Source organism: Rhizobacter sp. OV335 (assembly GCF_900142965.1).
Lineage (GTDB): Bacteria > Pseudomonadota > Gammaproteobacteria > Burkholderiales > Burkholderiaceae_C > Rhizobacter.
This window is the reverse complement of record NZ_FRCQ01000032.1, coordinates 12,844-38,205: the sequence shown is the minus strand read 5'-3', so window position 1 is coordinate 38,205 and position 25,362 is coordinate 12,844. Positions and strand designations below refer to the sequence as shown.

The following is a 25,362-nucleotide window of genomic DNA, read 5'->3' as shown; positions in this document are numbered from 1 at the left end:
GCCGATAATGCGCGGATGCCTGCAGACTTCCTCCGCCCCGACCACCCCGCCCCCGGCTGCGAGCTGTGCCGCGAGAGCGGCGGCGCGCTGGTGTGGCAGGACGACGCCTGGCGCGTGATCCGCATCGCCGATGCGAACTTCCCCGGCTTCTACCGCGTCGTCTCGCGCCAGCACCTGGCCGAGTTCTCCGACCTCGATGCCACCGCCCGCGCTCACGCGATGACGCTGGTGGCCAGCGTCGAGCGCGTGCTGCGCGAGGCCCTCTCGCCGACCAAGATCAACCTCGCGGCGCTGGGCAACATGGTGCCGCACCTGCACTGGCACGTCATCGCGCGCTTCGACTGGGACAGCCACTTCCCGCAGCCCATCTGGGGCACGCGCCAGCGCGACGTGCAGCCCCCCGCGGCCGAACGCCTGGCGCAGCATCTGACAGGCCTCGACGAACGCGTCGCCGCCGCGCTGTCGCACGCGGCCTGAACCCTCCTACACTCGGAATCCCCATGGCCGGCCTCACTGCCCAGACCCCGCAACCCACCGCGATCACGGTGCACGAGCAATCGCGCGTGCTCGAGGTGGCCTTCGCCGACGGACGCAGCTTCCGCATCCCGTTCGAGCTGATGCGGGTCTACTCGCCATCGGCCGAGGTCAAGGGCCACGGCCCGGGCCAGGAGACGCTGCAGACCGGCAAGCGCGAGGTCACGCTGACGGCGCTCGAGCCGGTCGGCAACTACGCGGTGCAGCCGACCTTCTCCGACGGCCACCAGACCGGCATCTTCTCGTGGGACTACCTCTACTTCCTCGGCTCGCAAGAGGCCGACCTGTGGCAGCAGTACGAGGCGCGGCTGCAGGCGGTGGGCGCCACGCGCGACACGCCGATGCCCGACAAGGCCGCATCGGCCTGCGGGCACCACCATTGACGACGACGGGACGGACCCCATGAGCAATACCCATTTCGGCTACGAGACCGTCGACGAGACCCGCAAGGCCGAGCGCGTGCGCGGCGTGTTCGATTCGGTCGCGTCGAAGTACGACCTGATGAACGACGTGATGTCGATGGGCATGCACCGGGCCTGGAAGGCCTACACGGTGGCCGTCGCCAACCTGCGCGAGGGCGATTCGGTGCTCGACATCGCCGGCGGCACCGGCGACCTGGCCGGCGCGTTCGCGAAGAAGGTCGGCGAGCGCGGCACGGTCGTGCACACCGACATCAACGAGGCGATGCTGCGCCAGGGCCGCGACCGCATGCTCGACCAGGGCCTGGTGCTGCCGACGGCGATCTGCGATGCCGAGGTGCTGCCGTTTGCGAGCGATCGCTTCGATCTGGTCAGCGTCGCCTTCGGCCTGCGCAACATGACCCACAAGGACCGCGCGCTGGCCGAGATGTGCCGCGTGCTGCGCCCGGGCGGCCGGCTGCTGGTGCTGGAGTTCTCGAAGGTGGCCAAGCCGCTGGAGAAGTTCTACGACTGGTATTCGTTCAAGGCGCTGCCGCGCATCGGCAAGCTGGTGGCCGGCGACGCAGGCAGTTACCGCTACCTGGCCGAATCGATCCGCATGCACCCCGACCAGCAGACGCTGAAGGCGATGATGAAGACCGCCGGGTTCGGCCACGTCGACGTTCATAACTTGAGCGCCGGCATCGTGGCGTTGCACGTCGGGATCAAGTGTTGACCCCCCGAAGCGCTGACGCGCCTCCCCCCGGGGGGCGCCGCCAGCGGCCCGGCAAAGCCGGTTCCGCGGCGTCCGCTTGGATTGACAGGCGCTTCGCGCTGTCGTCAAGCGCGCATTCCCTGTCGGTTTCCCGCGACACAGTCGTTGAACAAAACGAGCCCAAGACCCAGCGGACGCCGCGGAACCGGCTTTGCCGGGCCGCTGGCGGCGCCCCCTTGAGGGGGAGGCGCGCAGCGCCTCGGGGGTGGGCCCCTTATTCACGGGGGTAGGCCCTCGTTTAGAGGATTGGGCCCTGGTCCACCTGTACTGACAATCCGCGCCATCTGCTTGCATCCCGTGCAGCACGCCGAAGTGATCGGCGGCACCCCCGGGAGGCAGTTCTGAAGGATGAGCGTCATGTTGAAGGTGTTTCAGTTGCATGTCTCGGTGGCCACCCTGTTCGGGATGATCGCTGACGGTTTGCTGTGCTTCTTCGCCATCGTGCTGGCCGCCTCGTCGGTCCACATCCTGCCCGGCGCGCAGGACGCGCCGGCCGGCCTGACGGTTCCCCACCTGTTCCTGTTCGCCAGCGGCTTCGCGATGGTGATGTCGCTGCTGTACGCCTTCGCCGGCCTGTACCGCCCGACCCCGATCGGCTTCGCCGCGATGCTGCGCCGCACGCTGGCCGCGCTGGTCGTCGGTGCCTACGTGACCTACCTGGTGCTCGACAGCATGGCCAACGGCGGCTATGCGGTGCAGATCATGACCAAGGCCGTGCTGTACCTGCTGGTCGGCCTGGTGCTGGTGCGTGGTGCGATGTTCCTGATGAGCCGCCTGGCCACCATCCCGAAGGTGCTGATCGTCGGCAACGGCGCCGAAGCGCAAAGCGTCGCCAGCGACCTGATGACGATGAAGCGCCTGCGCCGCAACGTCGCCGGCTTCTTCCCGACCGAAGCTGACGCGGCGCCGGGCCTGCAGGTCGCGAGCCTGCGCGGCCACCGCGTGTTCTCGCGCGAGCTGTCGATCGAGGACATCGTGCGCGACCACCACATCGATGAAGTGATCGTCGCGGTGCGCGAGCAGCGCGGCGGCGGCGTCCCGATGGACCAGCTGCTCGCCTGCCGCATCCGCGGCGTGCCGATCGTCGACCTGGCCGGCTTCTACGAGCGCGCCAAGTCCGAGGTGCCGATCGACAGCCTGAAGGCCAGCTGGCTGGTCTACGGCCAGGGCTTCGTGCAGGGCCGCCTGCGCATGATCCTGAAGCGCACGTTCGACATCGCGAGCTCGTCGTTCCTGCTGCTGCTCGCCTCGCCGGTGATGCTGCTGGCGGTGCTGGCGATCCGCCTCGAGGGCCGCGGCCCCATCATCTACAAGCAGGAACGCGTCGGCCTCGGCGGCAAGATCTTCATGTGCATGAAGTTCCGCAGCATGCGCACCGATGCCGAGAAAGACGGCGTCGCGGTCTGGGCCACCAAGAATGATTCGCGCGTGACCCGCGTCGGCGCCTTCATGCGCAAGACCCGCATCGACGAACTGCCGCAGCTGCTGTCGGTGCTGCGCGGCGAGATGAGCATGGTCGGCCCGCGCCCGGAGCGCCCGAGCTTCGTCAAGCAGCTGAAGGAACAGATCCCGTTCTACGACGTGCGCCACAGCATCAAGCCGGGCGTGACCGGCTGGGCCCAGGTGCGCTACAGCTACGGCGCGTCGGTCGACGATGCACGCCGCAAGCACCAGTTCGACCTGTACTACGTGAAGAACAACTCGCTGATGCTGGACCTGCTGGTCCTGATCGAGACCGTCAGCGTCGTGCTGTTCCGCGAAGGCGCGCACTGAATTCGCGCCGCACCACCGCAGAGACAAAAGGGAACTCCAGAATGAACGTCAAGAAACTGTTGGGATGGGTCGGTGCAGTCGCAACGGCCGTGGTGCTGTCGGCCTGCGGCAGCTTCAGCGGCCTGCCGCCGGCGCCGAAGGTGGCCGAGACGCCGGACCACCGCTACCTGATCGGTGCGCTCGACAGCATCAACATCGTCGTGTGGCGCAATGCCGACCTGTCGTCCACCGTCACCGTGCGCCCGGACGGCCGCATCTCGACGCCGCTGGTCGAGGACGTGCTTGCCGCCGGCCGCAGCCCGGCCGACCTGGCGCGCGACATCGAGGCCAAGCTCGGCAAGTACATCCGCGACCCGGTCGTCACCGTCGTCGTCAACAACTTCCAGGGCTCGTTCTCGGAACAGATCCGCATCATCGGCGAGGCCACCCGCCCGCAGTCGGTGCCGTACCGCCAGAACATGACGCTGCTCGACGTGATGATCCAGGCCGGCGGCCTGACCGAGTTCGCCGACGGCAATGCCGCCGTGCTGGTGCGCGGCACCGAGCAGGGCAAGCAGTACAGCGTGCGGCTCAAGGACCTGATCAAGCGCGGCGACATCTCGGCCAACGTCGACGTGAAACCGGGCGACGTGATCATCGTCCCGCAAAGCTGGTTCTGAACCAGGCGGCCACGCCCGATGCCGATCGCCCACCGCGCATCGCACGGGCCCGGCCCCACCACCCCCTGTTGAGACGGTCGGCATCCGCGTGTCGTCGACCCATCCAGAAGCCTCAAGATGAATGAGTTGACCCGTCAGATCTCGATCGTGCTGCGCACGATCTGGCAGCGCCGCTGGCTGGCGATGGCCGTGGCCTGGGCCACCGCCGTCGTGCTGGCCTTGATGGTGTGGGTGATCCCCAACCGCTACGAAGCCACCGCCAAGCTGTTCGTCGACACCCAGTCGGTGCTGAAGCCGCTGATGGCCGGCCTCGCGTTCCAGCCCGACCTCGACCAGCAGGTGCGCATGCTTGCGAAGACGCTGCTGTCGCGCCCGAACATCGAGCGCCTGATGGGCGACCCGGGCGTCGGCCTGGGCACGCTGACCGACCTGAAGCGCGAACAGGCGATCGACCGCCTGACCGCCCGCATCAAGGTCGAGCACAGCGGCGGCAACCTCTACCTGATCAGCTACCGCGACGGCGACCCGAACCGCGCGAAGGCGGTCGTCGACGGGCTGGTGAACCTGTTCATCGATTCCGGCAACGACAGCAAGCAGCGCGACTCGCAGGACGCGAGCCGCTTCATCGACGAGCAGATCAAGGCCTACGAGGTCAAGCTGGTCGAGGCCGAGAACCGCGTGAAGGAATTCAAGCTGCGCAACTTCGGCGTCTCCGGCGTGTCGGGCCAGGATTACTTCGCCCGCATGTCGGTGCTGACCGACGAGGTCGGCAAGCTGCGCATGACGCTGGCCGCGGCCGAGCAATCGCGCGATGCCTTGAAGCGCGAGCTGTCGAGCGAAGAGCCGAACGTGGCGGTCGACGCCCCGGCACCGGCGGTGCCGATGGCGATGCAGACCGAGATCGATTCGCGCCTGGATGCGCAGCGCCGCTCGCTGGACGACCTGCTGCGCCGCTACACCGACGCGCACCCCGACGTGATCGCGGCGCGCCGGATGATCGGCCAGTTGGAAACGCAGAAGCGCCAGCAGGAGGCCGACCGCGCGAAGGCGGCGGCCAAGAGCGGCGGCCGCGTCGCGTCGTCGAACCCGGTGTACCAGCGCCTGCGCATCGCGCTGGCCGAGGCCGAGGCCAATGTCGCGTCGCTGCGCAGCCAGCTCGGCGGCCAGCAGGAGCGCCTCGACCAGGTCAAGGCCACCGCCAGCCGCGTGCCGCAGGCCGAGGCCGAACTCGCGCAGCTGAACCGCGACTACGACATCATGCGCAAGCAGTACGACATGCTGGTCTCGCGCCGCGAGGCGGCCTCGCTCGGCCTGAAGATCGACCAGTCGAAGAGCATGGCCGAGTACCGCCTGGTCGAGCCGCCGCGCGTGCCGGCCAAGGCCGCGTTCCCGGACCGCACCGCGTTGGCCGTGGTCGCGATGATCCTCGCGCTGGCGGCCGGTGGCGGTGCCGCGTTCGGCATGGGCAAGCTCTACCCGACCTTCGACACGCAGGAGGCCTTGCAGGCCTTCGCGAAGCGCCCGGTGCTGGGAACCGTGTCGCGGCACCTCTCGATGGCGGCCGAGCGCGCGCAGCGCTTCGACCTCATCCGCCTGAGCGGCGCGATGGTGGTGTTCATGGCCTTGAACGTGACCTGGATCGCGCTCTTGTCCAACGGCATCCAGCCCCACTGAACCTGTCCGCAGCCCGATCATGAGCATCATCGAACAAGCCACCCGCCGCCTCGAGGAACTGCGTCGCGCCGGCATCGACGTGCCGAGCTGGGCGCCGACCGCCACCGAGCCCGGCTTCGGCCCGGTCACCGGCGGTTCCGCCGGTGCGGCCACGCTGCCGGCGGGGCTCGCGCCCGCGACACCGATGGCACGCGCCGCGGTCGCCGACGACATCGCACTCGCGCCGCGCACCATCGCCCGCCCGACGCGCGCCGACCGCGCCCCCACCAACGCCCGCTCGCGCGAGGTGCAGATCGACCTGCGCCGCCTCGCGGCCGAGGGCTACCTGACGCCGGACGATCCGCGCATGGGCCTCGCCGAGGAGCTGCGCGCCGTCAAGCGGCCGATCATCGAGCACGCACAGGCGGCACGCGAGGCCGGCAAGACCGGTGGCAACCTGATCTTCGTGACCAGCGCGCTGCCGGGCGAGGGCAAGACCTACAACGCGATCAACCTCGCGATGAGCATCGCGATGGAAGTCGACCATTCGGTGCTGCTGGTCGATGCCGACGTGGTGCGCCCGTCGGTGATGGCGCGGCTGGGCGTCGAGGCCGAGCTCGGCATGCTGGACGTGCTGACCAAGCCCTCGCTCGACCTGTCCGAGGTGCTGATGCGCACCAACATCCCGAAGCTGTCGCTGCTGCCGGCCGGCCGGCCGACCGACCAGTCGACCGAGCTGCTGGCCAGCGTCGCGATGGAGCGGCTGCTGGCCGACCTGGCCGAGCGCTACGCCGACCGCATCGTGATCTTCGACGGCCCGCCGCTGCTGGCCACCAGCGAATCGCGCGTGCTGGCCGCCCGCATGGGCCAGGTGCTGATGGTGGTGCAGGCGCAGAAGACCGCGCAGAGCTCGGTCGCGCGCGCGTTCGCCGACATCGAGGCCTGCGAGACCGTGTGGTGCGTGCTGAACAAGGCCACCAGCCAGCGTGCATCGTCCGGCTACGAACGCTACCCGCAATACCGCCGGACTTGAACGACGTGCGCACAAGCCGACGGACCCTTCGCCCCACCTGCCTGGCCCGTGCACTGCTGGCCGTGCCCTTGCTGGGATGCGGCTTCGGCGCCTGGGGCCAGTACTCCGGCGCACCGGCGGCGACCCCTGGCACGCCGGCCGCCCCCGGCACCGGCACCGGCGCGTTCGGCAGCATTTCCGCCCCCTCGGCCGCGGCGGCTGCTTCTGCCCCGGCCGGCCCGCCGCCGGCCACCCACGTCGTGTTCGCCATCGATTCGCGGCTGGTCCACACCGACAACGCGACGCCCGACCTCGGCATCAAGCAGAGCGACACCGTGCTCGAGGTGCAGCCGTCGGTGGTGTTCGAGCGGCGCGGGCCGCGCATCACGCTGAGCGGCAATGCGGCCGTCAGCGGGCTGACCTACCTGAGCGACAGCCAGCCGGCGCGCCTGCTGCCGCGCGCCCGCATCGACCTCGCGTCGAAGGTGGTCGAGGACTGGGCCTACTTCGACGCCTGGTACCGGATCGACCCGACCTTCGACGACCCGTATGCGACGCGCCCCGAGGCCGCCACCTCGTACAAGCTGGAGCCGCGCCGCCGCTACCAGCTGAGCCCGTACCTGATGCACCGCTTCAACGAGCTCGATTCGATGCTGGCGCGCGTCGATTACTCGCACGCGCGCATCACCGACTTCCTGACCAAGCAGACGCGCACCACCAAGGCCCTGGACAAGATCGTCTCGTACGAGCGCGCGCCGCGCAGCTTCGGCCTGCAGATCGAGGTGAAGGCGCACGACGAGAGCGACGACTTCACGCAGGGCCAGACGCTCAGCACGCGCGAGGCGCGGCTGTGGCTGAACTGGCAGCCGCAGCCGCAGCTGGTGCTGGGCATCGTCGGCGGGCGCGAGCAGACCTCTCTGCTGGCCGACACGCCGACCGACACGCTGTACGGCGGGCGCGTGACCTGGCGGCCCGACGAGCGCAGCAACCTGCGCGTGACGGTCGAGCACCGCTACTTCGGCAACGCCTGGGACGCGGTCTACGCGCACAACTCGGCCACCACGACGATCGGGCTGCAGGCGAGCCGCACGGTGTCGAGCCAGGGCATCCCCGACAACAGCGTGCTGCCGCCCGGCAGCGCGTCGCCGGTGCCGGTGGGCGGCGGCATCAACCCGGCCGCGCTGTACTCGGTGGTGGCGCAGCTGCGCGAGAGCGTCGGCTTCCAGGCCGCGCTGCAGGGCCGGCGCAACCGCATCTACCTGCAGGTCGGCTACCTGAAGCAGCAGGCGTTGCAGATGACGGGCCAGACCAACATTCCCGACCCGTCGTACGACACCGAGCAGAAATCGGCCTCGCTCGGCTGGGACTACAAGCTCGGGCCGCTGACCACGCTGACCGTGATCGGCGACGGCTCGCGCATCGAAGGCCTCGGCGGCACCAACCTCGGCCGCTACACGACGCAGTATTCGCTGCGCGTCGAGGGCTCGCGCACGCTGTCGCCGCACACCACGGTCACCCTCGGCGCGCGCCGCCTCACCGTCAAATCCAACAGCGCGTCGTTGAACTCCGTCGACCTCGAAGGCGAGAAGGCCCTCTACGCCGGGCTGCGCTACAAATTCTGAATCCGTCATGTACGAGTCCCACTTCGGCCTGAGCGGCCCGCCTTTCCAGCTGAACCCGGATCCGGCGTTCTATTTCGACAGCCGCGGCCACAGCAATGCGCTGGCCTACCTGAAGTTCGGCGTGCACCAGGGCGAGGGCTTCATCATCGTCACCGGCGAGATCGGTGCCGGCAAGACCACGCTGGTGCGCACGCTGCTCGAAGGGCTGGACGCCGAGAAGGTGGTGGCCGCGCAGGTGGTCAGCACCCAGCTCGAATCGGGCGACCTGCTGCGCGCGATCCTCACCGCCTACGGCGTGCCGACCGCGGGCGCGTCGAAGGCGCACCTGATCGCGAGCCTCGAAGGCTTCCTGACCGCGCTGGCCGCGAAGGGCCGGCGCGCGCTGCTGATCGTCGACGAGGCGCAGAACCTGAAGCACGAGGCGGTCGAAGAGCTGCGCATGCTGTCGAACTTCCAGCTCGGCAACCATGCGCTGCTGCAGAGCTTCCTGATCGGCCAGCCCGAGTTGCGCACGCTGCTGCAATCGAAGTCGATGGAGCAGCTGCGCCAGCGCGTGATCGCGTCGTGCCACCTCGGGCCGCTCGACCAGACCGAGACGCGCGCCTACATCGAGCACCGGCTGCACCGCGTCGGCTGGAAGGATTCGCCGTCGTTCAGCGACGACTCGTTCGATGCGATCCACCGCTGGACCGGCGGCGTGCCGCGCCGCATCAACCGGCTGTGCAACCGGCTCTTCCTCGCGGCCTTCCTGTCGGGCAAGGACGCGATCTCGGCCGAGACGGTCGACCAGACCGCCGGCGAGCTGCGCAGCGAGATCGGCGAGCTGGCCGACGTGCCGATGCTGATGTCGAACGCAGGTCATGCGGCGCGGCCTGACGTCACGATCCCGCCGAACCCGATGCTGCCGGTGCTGGATGCGGCGGTGGACATCGGCACGGGCGTCGGCTCGAACGCCAGTCTCGGCGTCGTGCAGCGCTCGCGCAGCGGCAGCAAGCTGCAGCGCCCGCTGCTGTGCGTGGTCGACACCCGCACCGATTTCCTGAAGGTCGGCGCGCTGTCGCGGGTGCTCGAGGAGTATGGCGACCTGCCGCCGGTGATGGCGGTGCAGCCGGGCACCGAAGAGGGCCTGGCGATCGGCGCGGCCGGTGCCGCGGTGCTGCCGCTGCCGAAGATGGAGATCCACCTCGGCATCGGCGCGATCGGCGTGGCGCATGGTTCGGCCGCGGCGCTGACGCGCTTCGACGAGGTGCTGGCCGAGTTCATGCCGAGCGCGGTGCTGGCGGTCGGCAAATCGGATGCGGTGCTGATGTGCACGCTGCTCGCCAACAAGCGCGGCGTACCGGTGCTGCGGCTCGACGCCGGCCAGCGCAACACCGGCGGCAGCGCCAGCGCCGAGATGAACGGCGTGCTGATCGACCGCCTGGCCGATGCGCTGTACACGAACAAGCTGCTGACCTACTACACGCTGTACCGCGAGGGCATCCCGTCGGACCGGGTGCATTGCGTCGGCAGCCTGGCGGCCAACCTGCTGCATTTCGGGCTGCCGCACGCGGTGCCGCCGCTCGAATCGTTCGCGCGCGCCAAGCTCTCGCCGGCGGTGCTGAATGATCCGCGCGGCTTCGGGCTGGTGAGCCTGGCGCTGCAGCCGAAGGCGATGGACGAGCTGCTGCCGATGCTCGCGACGCTGGGCCGCGAGCTGCCGCTGGTGTGGCCGCTGCGCGAGGAGGCGCTGGTCGCGCTGAAATCCACCGGGCAGGAGGCGCGGCTCGCCGATTCCGGCGTCATCGTGATGCCGGCGCAGGGCTACCTCGAAGAGATCGGGCTGCTTCAGCAGGCGCGCTGCCTGATCGCCGGCAGCGAAGGCGAGCTGGTCGAGGAGGCGGTGACGCTCGGGGTGCGCAGCATCACGCTCGGCAACGACCGCAGCGGCACGCCGGTGGCCGATCCGTCGAGCATCGTCGTCGGCCGCAACGTCGAGCAGGCGCTGAAGGCGGTGCGCGAGATTCTGCTGACCGAATCCGCGCGCGTCGACGTGCCTGAATACTGGGATGGCGGCACCGCCAGCCGCATCGCGAAGCACCTGCGCAGCTGGCTGCCGGCGTCGATGCGCGTTTCCTCCACCGCGCGCGCCGCCGAATCCGTTCGCTGAATTTGTCCCGTGAACCCATGAGCACCAAGAACCCGATCACCAACGCGCTGACGGTCGACGTCGAAGACTACTTCCAGGTCTCGGCGCTGGCGCCGTTCATCGCGCGCGACCGCTGGGATTCGATCCCGTGCCGCGTCGAGGCGAACGTCGACAGGCTGCTGAAGCGCTTCGACGAGAACGGTGCGAAGGCCACCTTCTTCACGCTCGGCTGGATCGCCGAGCGCTACCCGCAGGTGGTGCGCCGCATCGTCGCCGACGGGCACGAGCTGGCGAGCCACGGCTACGGGCACCAGCGGGCCAGCGAGCTGTCGCGCGCGGCGTTCAGCGACGACGTGACGCGTGCGAAGCGCATCCTCGAAGACATCGCCGGCGTGCCGGTGATCGGCTACCGCGCGCCGAGCTTCTCGATCGGCGCCGACAACCTGTGGGCCTTCGACGTGCTGAAGGAAGCGGGCTACGTGTACAGCTCCAGCGTCTACCCGGTGCAGCACGACCACTACGGCATGCCGGATGCGCCGCGCTTTCCGTACCAGGTGCGCGACGGGCTGACCGAGCTGCCGATCACGACGGTGCGCGCGCTCGGGCGCAACCTGCCGGCGGGTGGTGGTGGGTACTTTCGCTTTGCGCCGTATGGCGTGTCGCGCTGGGCAATCGATCGCTTCAACCGCGACGAGCAGGCGCCGGCGATCTTCTACATGCACCCGTGGGAGATCGACCCCTTGCAGCCGCGCGTGCCCGGCCCGGGACTGAAGACGCGCTTCCGGCATTACGTGAACCTGCACCGCACCGAAAGCCGGCTGGAGCGCCTGCTCGGCGATTTCCGCTGGGGGCGGATGGATCGAGTGTTCGGCATCGAGAATCCCCGTTCGCCCTGAGCGAAACAGGTCCCGGAAGGAACCCGGCCGTCGCAAAGAATCCCGCTCGCCCTGAGCCTGTCGAAGGGTCGGACTGAGCTTGTCGAAGGCCATGCGCGCGTCGGACACAACCCTTCGACAGGCTCAGGGCGAACGGGAATGTGCCGCTTCTTGAGGTTGACACCATGCGCTCCGTCCTGACCGATCTGGTGCACCTGCTGCTGGCGATGCCGCTGTACGTGCTGCTCGGCCTTGCGTGGCTGAGCGTGCGCGCGTGGCGCGCGAAGGCCGGGCGGCTGCACCGCTGGCGACATGGCTTCGCGCTGCTCGGCGTGGCGGTCTACATCATCTCGATCCCCGCGACCGCGAACACGCTGCTCGCGCAGCTGGAGGGCTGGTGGCCGGTGCCGACCGATGCGCAACTGAAGGCACTGCCCGGCCCGGATGGCCCGCGCATGCTCGTGCTCACCGCCGGCTGGTTCCGCAAGACCGACACCGGCTACACCGTCGTGATGGGCGCGCCGAGCTGGGAGCGCACCGAGAAGGCCGTCGAGCTGCAGCAGCGCTTCGGCGGGCGGCTGATGTTCACCGGCGCGCCGCTGCCCGACGGCTCCGATTCGGTCGCGCAGCACATGGCCTCGGCCGCGCAGCGGCTGGGCGTGCCGGCGTCGGCGATCGGTGTCGAGACGCGCTCGATCAACACGCACGAGAACCTGCTGTTCAGCGAGCGCCAGTTCGGCTTGCGCGCGCAGGGGCGCGTGCTGCTGCTGACCAGCGCGATCCACCTGCCGCGTTCGGCGGCCGCGGCGCGTGGCGTCGGGCTGGACGTGCTGCCGTATCCCTGCGATTTCCGCGCCGACACGGCGCTGAAGTGGCAGCATTTTGTGCCCAGCAACGAGGCGCCCGGTGCGCTCGAGGAGGTGCTGCATGAGTGGCTTGGTCTGGCGATGTATTCGCTTCGCGGCTGGGTGTAGACGCAACCGCGGTCGTCTGGTGGCCGCTGCGCTGATCGCCGCCGCGGCGGCCGTCTCGGCGCAGCCGCGCACCTTCGTCGTCGCACCCGACGGCACCGACCGCGCGGTCGGCACGCTCGAGGCGCCGCTGCGCACGCTGGATGCCGCGGTGCAGCGCGTGAAGCCCGGCGACATCGTCGAGTTGCGCGCCGGAACCTACGACGGCGCGGTCATCCGCAACCCCGGCGCGGCCGACGCGTGGATCACGCTGCGCGCATACGCGAAGGAGCGTGCGGTGATCCAGGGCACGGGTCGGGGGCCGTCGATCTACTTCTACCACCGCACCTGCGACGAAGAGGCGCCGAAGGGCACGGTGTGCCAGCCGATGTACTGGGAAGTGCGCGGGCTGGAGGTGCGCGGCAGCGCCGACGGGCAGGAGGAGGGCTACGCAATCAAGATCGACACGCCGCGCGTGCGCCTGGTCGACAACGACCTGTGCTGCTCGCGGGTCGACGTGGTGAAGCTGGTACGCACCGCCGACGACGTCGAGATCATCCACAACCGCATCCACCACCCGAACGCGAAGATCGGCGACAACGCGCAGGGCATCGACATCGTCGGCGCGGACCGCACGCGCGTGGCCTTCAACCACGTGCACGACATCCCGTCGATCGGCCTCTATGCCAAGGGCAATTCGCGCAACACGGTGTTCGAGTTCAACCGCGTCGAACGCACCTGGTCGAACGCGATCATGTTGGGTCAGGAAACCGACGACGACCGGCTGGTCGACGGGCCGTACGAGACCTACGACGGCGTGATCCGCGACAACGTGATCAGCGAGGTGGGCTGGGCTTGTCTTGCGACCTCGTCGTCGTGGCGGCCGCGCATCCACAACAACACCTGCTGGAACACCGGGCTGCTGACGCACGGGTCGGTGCTGGTGTCGAACGAGTCGGAGATCCACCAGGGCGGCACCGACGTGGCGATCACCAACAACCTGATCGTCGGCGGCTCGAAGCTGCCGTTCATCCGCATCACGTCGGACGCGATGAGCGATCCGCGCACGCTGGTGATCGACCGCAACGTGTATGCGATGCGCAGCGGCGCGCCGGGGCTGTTCAGCTGGGAGGACAAGCGCGTCGAGCGGGTCGGGCTGGAGCGCTGGCGCGAGGCGACCGGGCTGGACCGGCACAGCGTGGTGCTGCCGTCGGCGGAGGGGTTGTTCGTCGACACGAACTCGCTGCAGCCGAAGGCGGGCGGGGTGGCGTGGGATCAGCGGCTGGTGGCGGAGCCGGCGCTGGCAGGGTGTCCACCGAGGCCGGTGGTGGGGGCGAGAGCGGCGTGCCCGGTGGAGGGGGTGGGGCGGCGGCCGTGACATCGCCTGGTGTGTTTCAGGCGGGAGGTGGCACGGTCTTGATCACATGGCCCAGGATCAGTCGATCGTTCAAGACGGTCGTGAAGCTCCAGGCCGACTCGAGCCCGTCGAGAAGGGAGAGTCGTGCCGCGTCCGCTTCATGTTCGATTTCTTCGGCCAGGCGGTAGGAGTCCGGTCCGAAATCCTTGTCGATGCGGATCGTCTTGCACCAGGACGACAGCGCTGATTCCTTGCTGGGGGCGCGGGTTTGCGAGACATAGGTTCCGCCGCCGAATTCGAGAATGATGGTGTAGAGGCTGATCTCTCGAGCTTCATCGGGGACCGCGGTCGCAGGCGTTGTCGTCTTCATGGGATGGGTCGCGTGGGTGGGGGATCGATGCCCGCCTTCACACCCTCTCTACGACCAAGGACGACTGCTTCGACGACGTGGCCGGCGGATTACACGTGATGCATGACGCCGTGCCAAGAGGGTTCTGCCTCTGAGATCGCTTGCAGGGACATCTGTATCGAGGCGCTGAGCTGAAATCTCATCAGAACGTTCGGCGCATGACCGGCAGCCCGGCAATTCCGCAGAACACCAGGGCAATGATCATTGCGGCCAGTGCACCGAGAGCGGACAGCGCCAGTCGGGCCGACAGCGGCGTATGGCTGCCAGGCGGGCCAGAGAACCAGAACGTCGTGCAGAGACCGAGGACGGCACCGATCAGCGCGGCGACCAGGACGCATCGCCAGGTGGTCAGGCGGTGGATTCGCTGAAGAACCAGCACGACGGGTGTCCCGATGCAGAGACTCAGAAAGTAGCTCGGCGGCAGAAGCGCGAGCAGGAACTCGTCCACCAGTTTCCCTGCATGTCCCGGACCGGATGCGGGGTAGCCGGACCACGCGAATGTGGCAAGAACGTACAGCAATGGCGCGCTCATCGGAGCCAACAGCGCAGCCAGTACGAGACGAGGTCTTCGCATCACGAACGTTGAGTTCACCGGGGTGTCCTGCGCCAGACCACCACAGCCTGGCCGGCTCGATAGCCCCAATCGTTGTTCACGACGCCGCCGTTGACGCCCGTGCCGGCGACGTAGGGCATTGCTGCCGACACCGTGCCGGGTGACCCGTCCGGCAGTGCGGAGAACACGCCCACGTGCGAGCCATTGCCAATGATGTCGCCGGGAGCCGGCTCACTGCCCGCAGGCAGTGGCGCATAGCCGGAGATGGGACTGGATGGATTGCCCCACTCGGACGCAGACGGGATGCGGCCGTCCGGCATGCGGCCAGCGGGAGCACCACCGTTTCGAGTGGCATCCCAGACAAACGCATTGCACTTCTCGGATGGAATCCCACCCGTCCATTCGCGAACACGACCCCTGGCCTCCGGATTCGGATCCCAGTATCCGTAACCCGGCTTTCCGACGTGTTCCATTGCCCAGCCGCATACGCCACTCCAGCAGGGGCCGTATGGGCCCATGCCCGGATTGTCGAGACCTCGGGGGTCGACGTAGCTGAGCGGGTTGTTCGCAACGTAGCTGTAGGTGTTGACACCGCCCGCCAGTCCAATGGGGTCGCTTTGCGTGTAGTGCGCAGTTGCGCCTCCGTGCAGAGAGGTCAGGGCCAGCATGATCACCAAAGGCTTGAGATCGATTCGATTGAGCATCTTCTGTTCCTCCAGATGGCTGTTGTCTACAAAGACTTCCTGGCTTCCTCGACCCGCCTGAGATAGGCGGACTCGGCTTCCGGATTGCTGGGGCGCCATCCGAGCGCCTGTGCGCGTTGCTCCCATTCCATGACCTGCTGACTCAGTTCGCGGTACTTGAGCCGCTCCTTCAAGGGCATCCGCGGATCAGGGCTGTTGTAGTCGAGCATGTAGGAGACTTCGGCCATCCAACCGTAGGCCGCTGCGAGGTGCAGCATGCCGTTGACATGCTTCGGCGCGTAGCCCAGTAAGAGCAGCGCCAAGTCCACGCGAGGTTGCAGAACGCCGTTCGCTGCATAGAACTCGAGCAAGGTGTCGACCATCTCGACTGCGGCTTCCTTCTTCGAAAGCGGCCGCATGTAGATGCCGGTTCGCAGCGACAAGTCGGTCATCTCGTACAGCTGCCGCATCCAGACGTCGCGCGCGAATCCTCCGCCGCTTGTTGCCTCGATGTTGTAGAGCTGCCCGCTCTCGTCGCGGTACTTGACGAAGATGTGCCTGGGGACTGTCGCCAGCGTCACGTCCAAGCCGATCCTTTGACCGAGGACGACGAACAAGCTCGGCATCGAAACGCAATTCCCCTTGTGGCTGTCGAGATAGCTGGACAGAAGCTTGTTGCGAAGGTTCTTGCCGAGCGGGTCATCGAGGTCGTACTGGAAGGGGCGGTTGTCGTTCCAGGGGCCAGCCATGTACAGATACTTCTTCAGGGCCTCCACTTTCACCCTGCTGTTCGCCATGATGGGGAACGTTGCTCTGATGTCCCTTGCCATGCCGTCGAGCCGCTGGAGGTTGCTGGCAACGTCGATGCTCGGATCGATCATTCGTTGCACGGAGAGAGTGAATTCGCCGAGGTTCAGCGCCTCATCTGGCTTCTCGAGTTCTGCCCTGATCGATTGCAAGTGCGCTGCGAATGCCACAGGCTTGGGCAGGGGAGTGTGTTGAGCAAAGGCGGCTGCGCAACTGAGCAGCAGCGCAGCAAGACTGAGTGAGAGGGTCTTCATGATCTTTCCGCATGCTGAATGCGAGCGCGCCAGCCGGCCACACGCAATGAACCTCGCCGTGCACTGACTCGAGTCAGTTGCACCGCAAGCGCTGATACATCGTGGATGTCGGGCGCAAAGAACTTGCGCTGACGGGCTGTGCCGACCGTGTGGCGAGCATGCCGCTGAGGCTGCGCCCAGTGAGGCGCTGAAAGTGACGGCAATCTACCCGTAAGGCGGCGTCGTCGTCAATACCGGGGCAGGCGGCTGTCCCCGCAGTACGATCCCGCGTCGCAGTCTCCGCCATCAACGATGAACATCCGCTGGCCTTTGCTCTTGATCGCCGCGGCCTACGCCGGCTTGAGCGTGATCACGTTCGTCGTCTATGCGATCGACAAGTCCGCAGCACGTCGCAAGGGGCGGCGCACCCCGGAACGCACGCTGCACCTGCTGTCGCTCGCCGGTGGCTGGCCGGGCGCACTGCTCGCGCAGCGGTGGCTGCGCCACAAGTCTGCCAAGGCATCGTTCCGCAGGGTGTTCTGGGTCACGGTCGTCGTCAACCTGCTGGGCTTCGCGATGCTGTCGACCAGCTTCCGCTGATCACTCACTGCGAGTCAGTCGCTCGAAGACGCCGGCTTCGCCGACGACTGCAGCTTCTCGCCGCCCCGCTTCATCACTTCGCCCGTCTTCTCGACACCCTTGCGCACGACCTCGCCGGTCTTCTCTGCGCCTTTCTGAATCGCGGCACCGGTGACCTCAGCCGCGTGCTTCACCGCACTGCCGGTCTTGGTGGCTGCGGTCGATGCCGCATGACCGACAGCCGAAGCCGCACGGTCGATCTTTGAAGGCTCTTCGTCGGCCCGGGCCGCGCCCGCGGCACCGGCCAGAACGACCGCCAACAACAAGGTGATGCGCAAGGTGTGCTTCATGCCGCTGCTCCTCAGCCGATCACTTCCGGCCATTCCGTATGGAACATCGTCCCCTCCGGCTTGTCGATGCGCTCGTAGGTGTGCGCTCCGAAGAAGTCGCGCTGCGCCTGCAGCAGGTTGGCCGACAGCCGCTCCGAGCGGTAGCTGTCGTAGTAGCCCAGCGACGCGCTGAACGCCGGCACCGGGATGCCGTTCGCCACCGCCAGCGCCACGGTTTCGCGCCAGTTCTGCTGCGTGCGGTTCAGCAGGTCCTTGAAGAACGGGTCGAGCATCAGGTTCGTCAGCTGCGGGTTGCTGCGGTAGGCGTCGGTGATGCGGTTCAGGAAGCGCGCGCGGATGATGCAGCCGCCGCGCCAGATCGCCGCGATGCGGCCGAGGTCGAGCCCCCAGCCCTTCTTCTCGCCCATCGTCTTCATCAGGTCCAGCCCCTGCGCGTAGCTGATCACCTTCGACGCATACAGCGCGTCGTGCACCTTGGCCACCAGCTGCGCCTTCACCGGCGACAGGTCGACCTTCGGGCCCTGCAGTTGCTTGCTGGCCGCCACGCGCTGCTTCTTCTGCGACGACAGCACGCGTGCCTCGACGGCCGCGTTGATCGTGCTGATCACCACCGCGTTCTCGGCCGCGTTCAGCAGCGTCCACTGGCCGGTGCCCTTCTGGCCGGCCTTGTCGAGGATCAGCTCGACGATCGGCTTGCCGGTCTCGGCATCAATTTGTTCCAGCGCCTTGCCGGTGATCTGGATCAGGTAGCTCTGCAGCTCGCCTTCGTTCCACTGGTTGAAGATCGCCGCCATCTCCTGCGTCGTGAAGCCGGCCGCCTTGAACAGGCTGTAGGCCTCGCAGATCAGCTGCATGTCGCCGTACTCGATCCCGTTGTGGATCATCTTCACGTAGTGGCCGGCACCGCCCGGGCCGATGTGGATCACGCACGGCTCGCCGTCCACCTTGGCCGAGATGGCCTCGAAGATCGGTTGCATCACCTCCCAGGTGGACGCTGGCCCGCCCGGCATGATCGACGGGCCTTTGCGCGCACCCTCTTCACCGCCCGAAACACCGGCGCCGATGTAGCGCAGGCCCTTGCTGGTGAGGTACGCGTCACGGCGCTCGGTGTCGGTGTAGAGGCTGTTGCCGCCGTCGATCACGATGTCGCCGGGCGACAGCAGCGGGATCAGCTGCTCGATCACCGCATCGACCGGCGCGCCGGCCTTCACCATGATCTGGATCTTGCGCGGGGTGGACAGGCTCTCCACGAAGGCCTCGAGCGTGGCCGCGCCCACCAGCTTCTTGCCCGGGTGGCGGGCGACGAATTCGTCGGTGACGGCCGTCGTGCGGTTGAACACGCTGACCTGGAAGCCGTGGCTCTCCACGTTCAGCACCAGGTTCTGGCCCATCACGGCCAGGCCGATCAATCCGAAATCGCTTTTCATGGTGACGGGGGGGAAACGTTGGAATGCCGGCTATTTTGACGGCATTCGGTCCCGCGCGCCGGCGGTTCCCTGCCGCCCTGGTGACAGCAGACGGAAACACATGGCAGGGGAACCCAGGTCGCCGTAGTTGTTACTCATCGGGTCCGACCGCCGGGTCACAAGCACTCCGATGTCATCTACCTCATGATTCAAACCAACCTGCAAAGAACCGCCAGCCGCTCACCGTCACCATCTCGTTCCGAGTCGGGTGCGCCAACCGATCCAGGGACAGCGCGGCGGATCAACGGCGCCCGGCACCGAGCGGACCGAACCTTGAGCAACAGCTCGCCGCCCGATTCCACGAGCAGCGCGGTGCTTCATCGGGAGAGGAATGGAAGCCTCGCCACGCTGAAGGCCGATCGATCAAAGATCAAGCGGAGCATCGAGCAAGCGCGAAAGGACTACCTCGCCGCAGATGGCGACACTGCTGCCACCGAAAGGCATCGGCTGGCGCAGTGCCTGACGGACTGGCTGGCGGATGCTTTCGACGTTGGCGACCTGCCGATTGCTCAGCAGGTGCTCGACACGTTGGAGTGCCTGGCCGGCATGGCCTGTGATGCTGACAGCGCTGCAGCCGAAGCGGCGAGCGTGTGCAAGACGCGCGCTCAGGAGTACACGACGCGGGTCAAGATCGACAGGGAGTTGCAGGTCGATGAAGCCGTCCGCCAACTGGCCGAACAGGACTTCACCTTCGACGTGTTCTTCGATTCGAACTCGGAGGGGGGCCTGAAGGTGGTGCCCACACAGAACTCGGAATTCGACCCTGATCGCCATGCCGCCTTGTTCCTGGAGTACTTGGTGTGCCGTGAGGCCGCAGAACCTGAATGCACCGACCGACTCTTCTTGGCCTTGGCCAAGTTCTTGGTCGATCACCAGGGCGTCTCAAACGTTCCGCCAGCTGGCACTTGGCTGCTTCAATGGTGCATACGGGCTGCACGAGATGAGGGTCGGTTTGACTCGCCCAGCGTCGCAAAGATGCTCGGCGAGATCGCAATGCAGGACAGTGGCGGAAAAGTCCTGCCATTGCTCTGCATCTTGCACGCCGCGGTCGATCAACGCGTGCCGTCCGCCGAAGCGCGTTGTCTCGCCACGGCCGTGTACGACTGCTGCATGACGGGTCCTGAGGCGCACGTCTGGCTGCATGGCGCACCGCTCCTGCAGTCTTCGCAACTGGGTTTGTTGCAGCGTCAGGCTTTGACAATGCGTCTTCTCCGCGCACTACCGCGTCACGCTGGAGGAACTTTCGAATTTGCATCTCGACGCAGGGATCTGCTCCGCTGGGCGCTGACCTTGAGTGCCAGCGGATACACGGATGCGGTGGAGGCCTTTTCTGCCAAGTTCTTGAAACCTGGTGGCAGCGTCGCCGTGCTGGTGTCCGGCGTGGGGAGAATCCGCGATGCGGAGGGCTTCGATCGCCTGATCGCATCGCTGCCGACATCGGCGGACAGATTGTCGGAGCAGGGGCTTCGCCCGCTGGTCGCAGGCCAATTGCTCGGTGAGGCGTTGGGAAAGAGCGGAGATCGGTGGAATTTTTCCGAAACCGAATCCATCGTGCCTTTGCTGCTGTCGTTGATCCCACAGTGTCCACAGTCACGGCGTTTCATGTTGGTGGCTGTATCGCACGCCTTTGACAAGAACGGGGCCGCGCTCCGGGAGTTCCTGACGCGTCTTCGGAGTCCGGCTCTGCGAAGAAGTCATGTTCGATGCGACGAAGTGATCGCGGCTTGTTTTGCAGCGCTGGAGGGGCCAGAGTGCTTCGTGGGTTTCACGGACGCAGACAAGGCTGTGGAAATCGATTCAGCCATCTTGCGGGCCGATCACATCTTGCGATTTGAAAGCGACTACGAGCGACGTCGTGCATCCAGATTCATCGCGCAGGCCGTCGATGCGTACTGGCGTCCTCTCGGCGATGAGACAGCGACCACGTTGACCGAAGCGGCCATTGTCCGATGGCGTGAGTTCGTCATGCGCTTGGCCGCTGGGGCAGGTGCTGACCCGCACGCCGCTGAAGCGCTGACCAGGGCGAGGCGCGACAGCGGCAAATGGGCGTGGGAGATGCTCATGAACGGGCCCCGTTGATTCTGCCGCCGATGCGGTCTCGTGGAACCCGGGTGGGGCACCTCCGGCTCACGGTTTCGGCCACATCCGGTCGATCCAGTCCGACCAGGTCTTCAGCCGCGCCGGGTCGGCCCCCATCTGCGTCGCCTTCCACAACCCGTACTGCTCGGTCTGCTCGGTGGTCGCGCGATAGTTCACCTGGTTCATGAAGTAGCTGCCGTCCACCGCCTGGCCGAGCGGCGTGCGCTGCGCATCCAGGCAGTAGCGGAAGCCGGCCCACGGTTCGGGCTCGCCCAGCTGGCTGTTGTTCGGGTCGCAGCGCCGCCAGGCGGTGGCCGCCGTCTGCGAATACAGCATGTTGAACTGGCGGATCGCGCCGTTGACCACGCGCGGGTACAGCCCCGGCGACAGCTCGTCGAGGAAGCGGTACTTCGACGTGCCCTTGCCGTTGTTCGACGCGGTGTCGATGAAGTTCGTCACCGACAGGTGCTTGGCGACCTGGCCGCGCCCGTAGCGGCCGCGGTTGGCGAACAGGTCGGGCTGCGCCGGGTCGTACAGCACGATCTCGTTGTTGACGTACTGCGCCGACTTGATGCGCGCCTGCAGCAGCCGCACGTAGTGCGTGTCGTTGGCGGCCTTGGCGGCCGGCGTCGCGGTGCCGACCTTCATGCCCAGGTAGTCGTCGAAGGCCGTCAGGTACGGCCAGTCCATCGAGAAGTTCACCCAGTCGCTCTGGCCGCCCGGGTTCACCGACATCTGCAGCTGGTACCACTGGTTGGTGCGGTAGTAGGAGCCGACGATGTTGCCGGCCTCCCACGCGTCATACCACTCGCGGGTGATCTTGCCGGTGCCGTCGGTGTCCTGCTGGTACACCATGTGCGGCGCCAGGAAGAACAGGCTGACGCTGTTGAACGGCCAGCCGTGCGCCTCGCCGCGACCCTTCCAGGCGCCGGTGGCGGCGTCCTTGTCGCCGATGAACCACTGCTGGTTGCCTTCGAGGCCGTACACCTGGGCCATCTCCCACTGCTTCACCGCGTTCCAGTGCAGCATGCTCGCCACCGAGCGCTCGATGAACGCGTTGGTCGTGAAGGCGGCAGGGTTGGTCGCGGTGGTCGTGGCCGACGCCAGCTTCTGCAGGTTGGCCGCGCCGACCTGCGCGCCGTACTGGCCGCTCGCCGCGATGTGGTTGCCGCGGCCGCCGCCCAGGTAGTTGTAGCCCTCCCAGCCGGCCTGCGTGAACATGGCCTTGATCTGCACGCGCTCGTCCACCTTCAGGTGGCTCCAGTCGCCATGCACGCCGTTCGGGTTCTGGTGCGCGGTCAGCCACGCGAGCAGCGCCTTGTACTTGCCGTTCGGGTCCTTCTTGCCGTCGGCGGCGCTGAACTTGGCACCGGCCTCGAACGATCCCTCGGTGGTGGTCGGCCACACGTCGTACGGGTGGGTGGTCGGCAGCCAGGCGTTCCAGTCGGGAAACTGCATCGGGATCTGCATCTCGCGCGTGTTCATCGTCGCGCTTGGGTCCATCACCTTGTCGACCTCGGCCTGCGTGACGCTCAGCGCGCCGCTCAGCGGCTTGCCGAACAGCGCCTTGGTGGCGTCGGTGGCGCTGTCGAGCACCGCCTCCAGCCCGGCGCCGGCGGCCCACTGCGTCTCGCAGCCGATGCCGCTGCAGTCGAGGCCCGGGCCCGGCTGGTACGGCGGGTTCCACGGGCGCGCCTTCGGGGCGTGCGGCACGCCCTGCAGCGTGTAGCGCAGGAAGGCGGCGATCTGCTTGCCCTGCGCCTCGCTCAGGCCGTGGTAGCGGCTGCGTTGCACGATCGAGTTGTTCGAGTAGTTGAAGTACTGCAGGTCGCGGCCGTCCTCGGCATGGCACGACGAGCACGCCGCCTGCAGCTTGCGGCTGACGAGCGGCGACTTGGCGAGCGCACCGCGCGCGCTCCACAGCGCGCGGCCGAGTTCGACGTCGCCGGTCAGCGTCTTGCCGGCGTTCTTCTCGACCAGCGGGTCGACGCGCGCCACCGCGTTGCTCGCGAGACTGGTGCCGGCGTCATCGCGCAACTGCAGCTCGAGCACGCGGAAGCCGTTGGTCTCGCCGTCGGTGCCGTTGAAGCGGAACTGGATGCGGTTGCCCTTCGGCCACGCGACCAGGCGTGCGCGCGCCGCGGTGTCGAGCGCGAGCGTGATGCGCGTCGTGAAGAAGCCGCCGTTGACGCCGCCGTGGACGCGCTCGTTGTCGGCCAGCGTGACGGTCTGGTCGGTGATGTCGATCCAGGGCACCTGGGCCTCGCCGGCGCTGTCGGTGCCGCCGAGCACGCGCAGGCTGGCCTTGACCTTCGGCGGCGTGGCGGCCAGCGCTTCGAACTCGGGGGCGCCGTAGTAGCCGCAGCGGTGGCACAGCAGGTACAGCTTGGTGACTGACGCGAGCTTGCTGCTGTCGAGGTCGAGGCGGGTTTCGACGACCAGCGGGGCTTTCGGCGAGCCGTCGCCGAGCACTTCGATCGGCAGCGTCAGCGCGGCGGGTTGCGGCGCCGGGGCGGGCGAGGGCGCAGGCGCGGGGGACGGTGCCGGTGCGGGAGCCGGTGCCGGCGCAGGAGAGGGGGCCGGTGAAGGCGCGGGTGCAGGGGCCGGAGCCGGCGCTGGCGCTGGCGCTGGCGCTGGCGCAGGACTCGGGGAAGGCGCTGGAGCGGGCGCCGGCGAAGGTGCCGACCCGACCGGTGCCGGCGCGGGCGTGCCACCGTCATCCGACCCGGCGCCGCAGCCGCCCAGCAGCAGCATCGACAGGAAAAGGGTGGAAACGGTTCCGCCCACACGTGCGGCTCGGCTGCTTCGGATCATCATGCTTGGGGTGGGAGACGTATCGCAATCGCCGATGGATGACGCGGTGCGGCTGACGGGATGCGTCAGTCCGGCTTCACTTCGCGTCGGTTCCTGCCGGGAAAGGCGGCGTGTGCCTGCGGTTGTTCTGGATGCAGGGCGTGAAGCAGTTCGCATGCCGCGGCCGGGCCGCGCTTGCGATTGGATGCAATTTCAACGCGCCGGCGCGGCGTGCAGGCTCTCGAAGCGGTGCGCGAGCGCGCGCAGGTCGTGTGCGAGCAGGCCGACCGGGCCGGCGATGCGGGCGGCCGGGCGCGGCGACGCGAGCATCGAGAGGTCGGGCGTCGCCCGCGCGCGCAGCGCCTGGGCCGCGCCGCGCAGGGCCTGGGCGATCGCCGCGGCCGGGGCCGCCGCGTCGGGCTGCAGACCGGGCAGCAGACGGGCGATCACGGCGCTGTCCTGGTGGACCCGAGAGACCATGCGCGCAAGCTGCACGTGCGCGTCGCGCTCGACGGGCCGTCTGCGAAGGCGCGCGATCCACGCGCGCTCGCGATCGGCCTGCACCGCGATCACGGCAAGCTCCCGCAGGCGGCTGCGCACGGTGCTGTCGGGTACCGCATCAGCTTCCTCGTCCAGCGGGCGGGCGAATGCCTCGAGCAGGTCGGCGCAGGCACCGGCGAAGCGCGCACCGGCGCGCGCGGCCCGCAGCAGCAGCGACACGCCGAGCCCGACCAGCACGCCGATGCCGACCTCGGCGCCGCGCAGCCACGCGACCTGCAGCGCCGAATGCCCCGGCATGCTGCCGCTCGACAGGATGATCAGCGCCGCGACCGGTGCACTGGCGATCAGCGGCAGCGTGGCACTCGCGAACGCGAGGGCGGCGACGATCAGCAGCGTGGCAGGTGCCGCATCGACGCCGTGGTGCCGCAGCCAGACGCCGCCGACTCCGCACAGCGTGCCGAGCACGGTGCCGCCGAGCCGAGCGCCGCCGGCGCCCACGCTCGCACCGGCATTCGGCCGCACGACGATCAGTGCCGACATCACCGCCCACAAGCTCTCGGGCAGGTGCAACGCGCTCGACACCGCATAGGCCGCGACGACGGCCACCGCGAGCTGTGCGCCGTGCCACAGGCGCCCGTCGGCGCGTGCGTGCGCCACGCGTGCGGCGAGTGAGGTCATGTCATGTTCCTCTGCACCGACGCCGCGGTACCGCCGAGCCGCACGGCCAGTGCCTCCATCAGCGCGCACGCCTGCAGCAGCGTCGCGCGGTCGGACGCGTCCAGCGTGTCGGCAATCGCATCGGCGAGCGAGGCTTCACGCCGGTGCACGTCGGCCTTCAGCTGTTGCAGTCCGGTCCGGGTCAGCGACAGCACGCTCTGGCGACCGTCATGCGCGTGCGGCGCGCGCGCCAGCCAGCCGTCGGCCTCCAGCTCGGCGAGCAGGCGTGTCAGGGTCTGCAGCTTCACGCGCTCGTGGGCCGCGAGTTCGCTCGGCGACATCGGCCCGCGCCGGTACAGCGCACCCATTGCGCTGAGCTTGGCGACGCTGATGCCCTCGGGCGGCAGCGCGTGGCGCAGCTGGCGCGTCAGGTCGGACAGCGCGGCGCGCAGCCGCACGGCGCATTGCCGTGGCTCGGTGTCGGTGGGCATGCGATGATCATAAGATCAATCTTAG

General features: G+C 67.9%; 23 protein-coding genes. 14 read left to right on the top strand and 9 right to left on the bottom strand.

The window, feature by feature from the left end; all coding sequences use genetic code 11:
* Positions 1 to 15: 15 nt before the first annotated feature.
* The 12 genes from BUE42_RS26195 (at position 16) to BUE42_RS33195 (ending at position 13,757) form a co-directional block, all read left to right on the top strand.
* Positions 16 to 477 carry an HIT family protein gene (locus BUE42_RS26195; RefSeq protein ID WP_073468232.1) on the top strand — a complete coding sequence of 154 codons (462 nt, stop codon included), beginning with the start codon at positions 16 to 18 and terminating at the stop codon, positions 475 to 477.
* A 23-nt stretch (positions 478 to 500) separates the two neighbouring features.
* Positions 501 to 917 (top strand): gamma-butyrobetaine hydroxylase family protein, encoded by a 417-nt coding sequence (locus BUE42_RS26190; RefSeq protein ID WP_073468231.1) that lies wholly within the window; start codon positions 501 to 503, stop codon positions 915 to 917.
* A gap of 19 nt (positions 918 to 936) precedes the next feature.
* On the top strand, positions 937 to 1,668 hold the full coding sequence (gene ubiE, locus BUE42_RS26185; RefSeq protein WP_073468230.1) for a bifunctional demethylmenaquinone methyltransferase/2-methoxy-6-polyprenyl-1,4-benzoquinol methylase UbiE: 732 nt from the start codon (positions 937 to 939) through the stop codon (positions 1,666 to 1,668).
* A gap of 396 nt (positions 1,669 to 2,064) precedes the next feature.
* Positions 2,065 to 3,480, top strand: coding sequence for a TIGR03013 family XrtA/PEP-CTERM system glycosyltransferase (locus tag BUE42_RS26180; RefSeq protein WP_073468274.1), 1,416 nt, complete (start codon positions 2,065 to 2,067; stop codon positions 3,478 to 3,480).
* A 41-nt stretch (positions 3,481 to 3,521) separates the two neighbouring features.
* The gene (locus BUE42_RS26175) at positions 3,522 to 4,139 is read left to right on the top strand and encodes an XrtA/PEP-CTERM system exopolysaccharide export protein (protein ID WP_073468229.1); all 618 of its coding nucleotides are present in this window, start codon (positions 3,522 to 3,524) and stop codon (positions 4,137 to 4,139) included.
* Positions 4,140 to 4,256: 117 nt separating this feature from the next.
* Entirely contained in the window at positions 4,257 to 5,813 is a 1,557-nt protein-coding gene (locus tag BUE42_RS26170) for an XrtA system polysaccharide chain length determinant (RefSeq protein WP_073468228.1), read from the top strand.
* A 19-nt stretch (positions 5,814 to 5,832) separates the two neighbouring features.
* Entirely contained in the window at positions 5,833 to 6,825 is a 993-nt protein-coding gene (locus tag BUE42_RS26165; protein ID WP_073468227.1) for an XrtA-associated tyrosine autokinase, read from the top strand.
* Between the two features lie 62 nt (positions 6,826 to 6,887).
* The gene (locus BUE42_RS26160; RefSeq protein ID WP_073468226.1) at positions 6,888 to 8,426 is read left to right on the top strand and encodes a TIGR03016 family PEP-CTERM system-associated outer membrane protein; all 1,539 of its coding nucleotides are present in this window, start codon (positions 6,888 to 6,890) and stop codon (positions 8,424 to 8,426) included.
* A 7-nt stretch (positions 8,427 to 8,433) separates the two neighbouring features.
* Positions 8,434 to 10,575, top strand: coding sequence for an XrtA/PEP-CTERM system-associated ATPase (locus BUE42_RS26155; RefSeq protein WP_073468225.1), 2,142 nt, complete (start codon positions 8,434 to 8,436; stop codon positions 10,573 to 10,575).
* A gap of 17 nt (positions 10,576 to 10,592) precedes the next feature.
* On the top strand, positions 10,593 to 11,450 hold the full coding sequence (locus BUE42_RS26150) for an XrtA system polysaccharide deacetylase (protein WP_073468224.1): 858 nt from the start codon (positions 10,593 to 10,595) through the stop codon (positions 11,448 to 11,450).
* A 164-nt stretch (positions 11,451 to 11,614) separates the two neighbouring features.
* On the top strand, positions 11,615 to 12,403 hold the full coding sequence (locus BUE42_RS26145; protein WP_073468223.1) for a YdcF family protein: 789 nt from the start codon (positions 11,615 to 11,617) through the stop codon (positions 12,401 to 12,403).
* A 19-nt stretch (positions 12,404 to 12,422) separates the two neighbouring features.
* Positions 12,423 to 13,757, top strand: coding sequence for a right-handed parallel beta-helix repeat-containing protein (locus tag BUE42_RS33195; protein ID WP_073468222.1), 1,335 nt, complete (start codon positions 12,423 to 12,425; stop codon positions 13,755 to 13,757).
* 16 nt (positions 13,758 to 13,773) lie between these two features.
* On the opposite strand, the gene BUE42_RS26135 is transcribed toward BUE42_RS33195, so the two are convergent.
* From BUE42_RS26135 to BUE42_RS26120, 4 genes are all read right to left on the bottom strand, one after another.
* A complete protein-coding gene (locus tag BUE42_RS26135; protein ID WP_073468221.1) occupies positions 13,774 to 14,106 on the bottom strand; it encodes a hypothetical protein in 333 nt (110 codons plus the stop codon).
* Between the two features lie 181 nt (positions 14,107 to 14,287).
* Positions 14,288 to 14,737: a hypothetical protein gene (locus tag BUE42_RS26130; RefSeq protein ID WP_143171769.1), complete on the bottom strand. Its 450-nt coding sequence runs from the start codon at positions 14,735 to 14,737 to the stop codon at positions 14,288 to 14,290.
* Positions 14,734 to 15,402, bottom strand: a complete 669-nt coding sequence (locus BUE42_RS31780) for an RHS repeat-associated core domain-containing protein (protein ID WP_235002616.1) — start codon at positions 15,400 to 15,402, stop codon at positions 14,734 to 14,736. The genes BUE42_RS26130 and BUE42_RS31780 overlap by 4 nt, the downstream gene beginning before the upstream one ends.
* A 26-nt stretch (positions 15,403 to 15,428) precedes the next feature.
* A complete protein-coding gene (locus BUE42_RS26120) occupies positions 15,429 to 16,442 on the bottom strand; it encodes a transglutaminase family protein (protein ID WP_083614590.1) in 1,014 nt (337 codons plus the stop codon).
* A 291-nt stretch (positions 16,443 to 16,733) separates the two neighbouring features.
* Between BUE42_RS26120 and BUE42_RS26115 the strand changes: the two genes are divergently transcribed.
* On the top strand, positions 16,734 to 17,021 hold the full coding sequence (locus tag BUE42_RS26115) for a DUF1294 domain-containing protein (RefSeq protein ID WP_073468218.1): 288 nt from the start codon (positions 16,734 to 16,736) through the stop codon (positions 17,019 to 17,021).
* 14 nt (positions 17,022 to 17,035) lie between these two features.
* Here the strand turns inward: BUE42_RS26115 and BUE42_RS26110 are convergent, their stop codons facing one another.
* Together BUE42_RS26110 and gnd are read right to left on the bottom strand one after the other, a co-directional pair.
* Positions 17,036 to 17,350: a hypothetical protein gene (locus BUE42_RS26110; RefSeq protein ID WP_073468217.1), complete on the bottom strand. Its 315-nt coding sequence runs from the start codon at positions 17,348 to 17,350 to the stop codon at positions 17,036 to 17,038.
* 11 nt (positions 17,351 to 17,361) lie between these two features.
* Entirely contained in the window at positions 17,362 to 18,777 is a 1,416-nt protein-coding gene (gene gnd / locus BUE42_RS26105; RefSeq protein ID WP_073468216.1) for a decarboxylating NADP(+)-dependent phosphogluconate dehydrogenase, read from the bottom strand.
* Between the two features lie 312 nt (positions 18,778 to 19,089).
* Between gnd and BUE42_RS26100 the strand changes: the two genes are divergently transcribed.
* Positions 19,090 to 20,895 (top strand): hypothetical protein, encoded by a 1,806-nt coding sequence (locus tag BUE42_RS26100; protein WP_073468215.1) that lies wholly within the window; start codon positions 19,090 to 19,092, stop codon positions 20,893 to 20,895.
* Between the two features lie 48 nt (positions 20,896 to 20,943).
* Here the strand turns inward: BUE42_RS26100 and BUE42_RS33190 are convergent, their stop codons facing one another.
* The 3 genes from BUE42_RS33190 to BUE42_RS26085 form a co-directional block, all read right to left on the bottom strand.
* Positions 20,944 to 23,682 carry a hypothetical protein gene (locus BUE42_RS33190; protein ID WP_159445500.1) on the bottom strand — a complete coding sequence of 913 codons (2,739 nt, stop codon included), beginning with the start codon at positions 23,680 to 23,682 and terminating at the stop codon, positions 20,944 to 20,946.
* A 219-nt stretch (positions 23,683 to 23,901) separates the two neighbouring features.
* Positions 23,902 to 24,867 carry an FUSC family protein gene (locus BUE42_RS26090; RefSeq protein ID WP_073468213.1) on the bottom strand — a complete coding sequence of 322 codons (966 nt, stop codon included), beginning with the start codon at positions 24,865 to 24,867 and terminating at the stop codon, positions 23,902 to 23,904.
* Positions 24,864 to 25,337, bottom strand: a complete 474-nt coding sequence (locus tag BUE42_RS26085; protein ID WP_073468212.1) for a MarR family winged helix-turn-helix transcriptional regulator — start codon at positions 25,335 to 25,337, stop codon at positions 24,864 to 24,866. Before BUE42_RS26085 ends, BUE42_RS26090 begins: the two co-directional genes overlap by 4 nt.
* Positions 25,338 to 25,362: the final 25 nt, after the last annotated feature.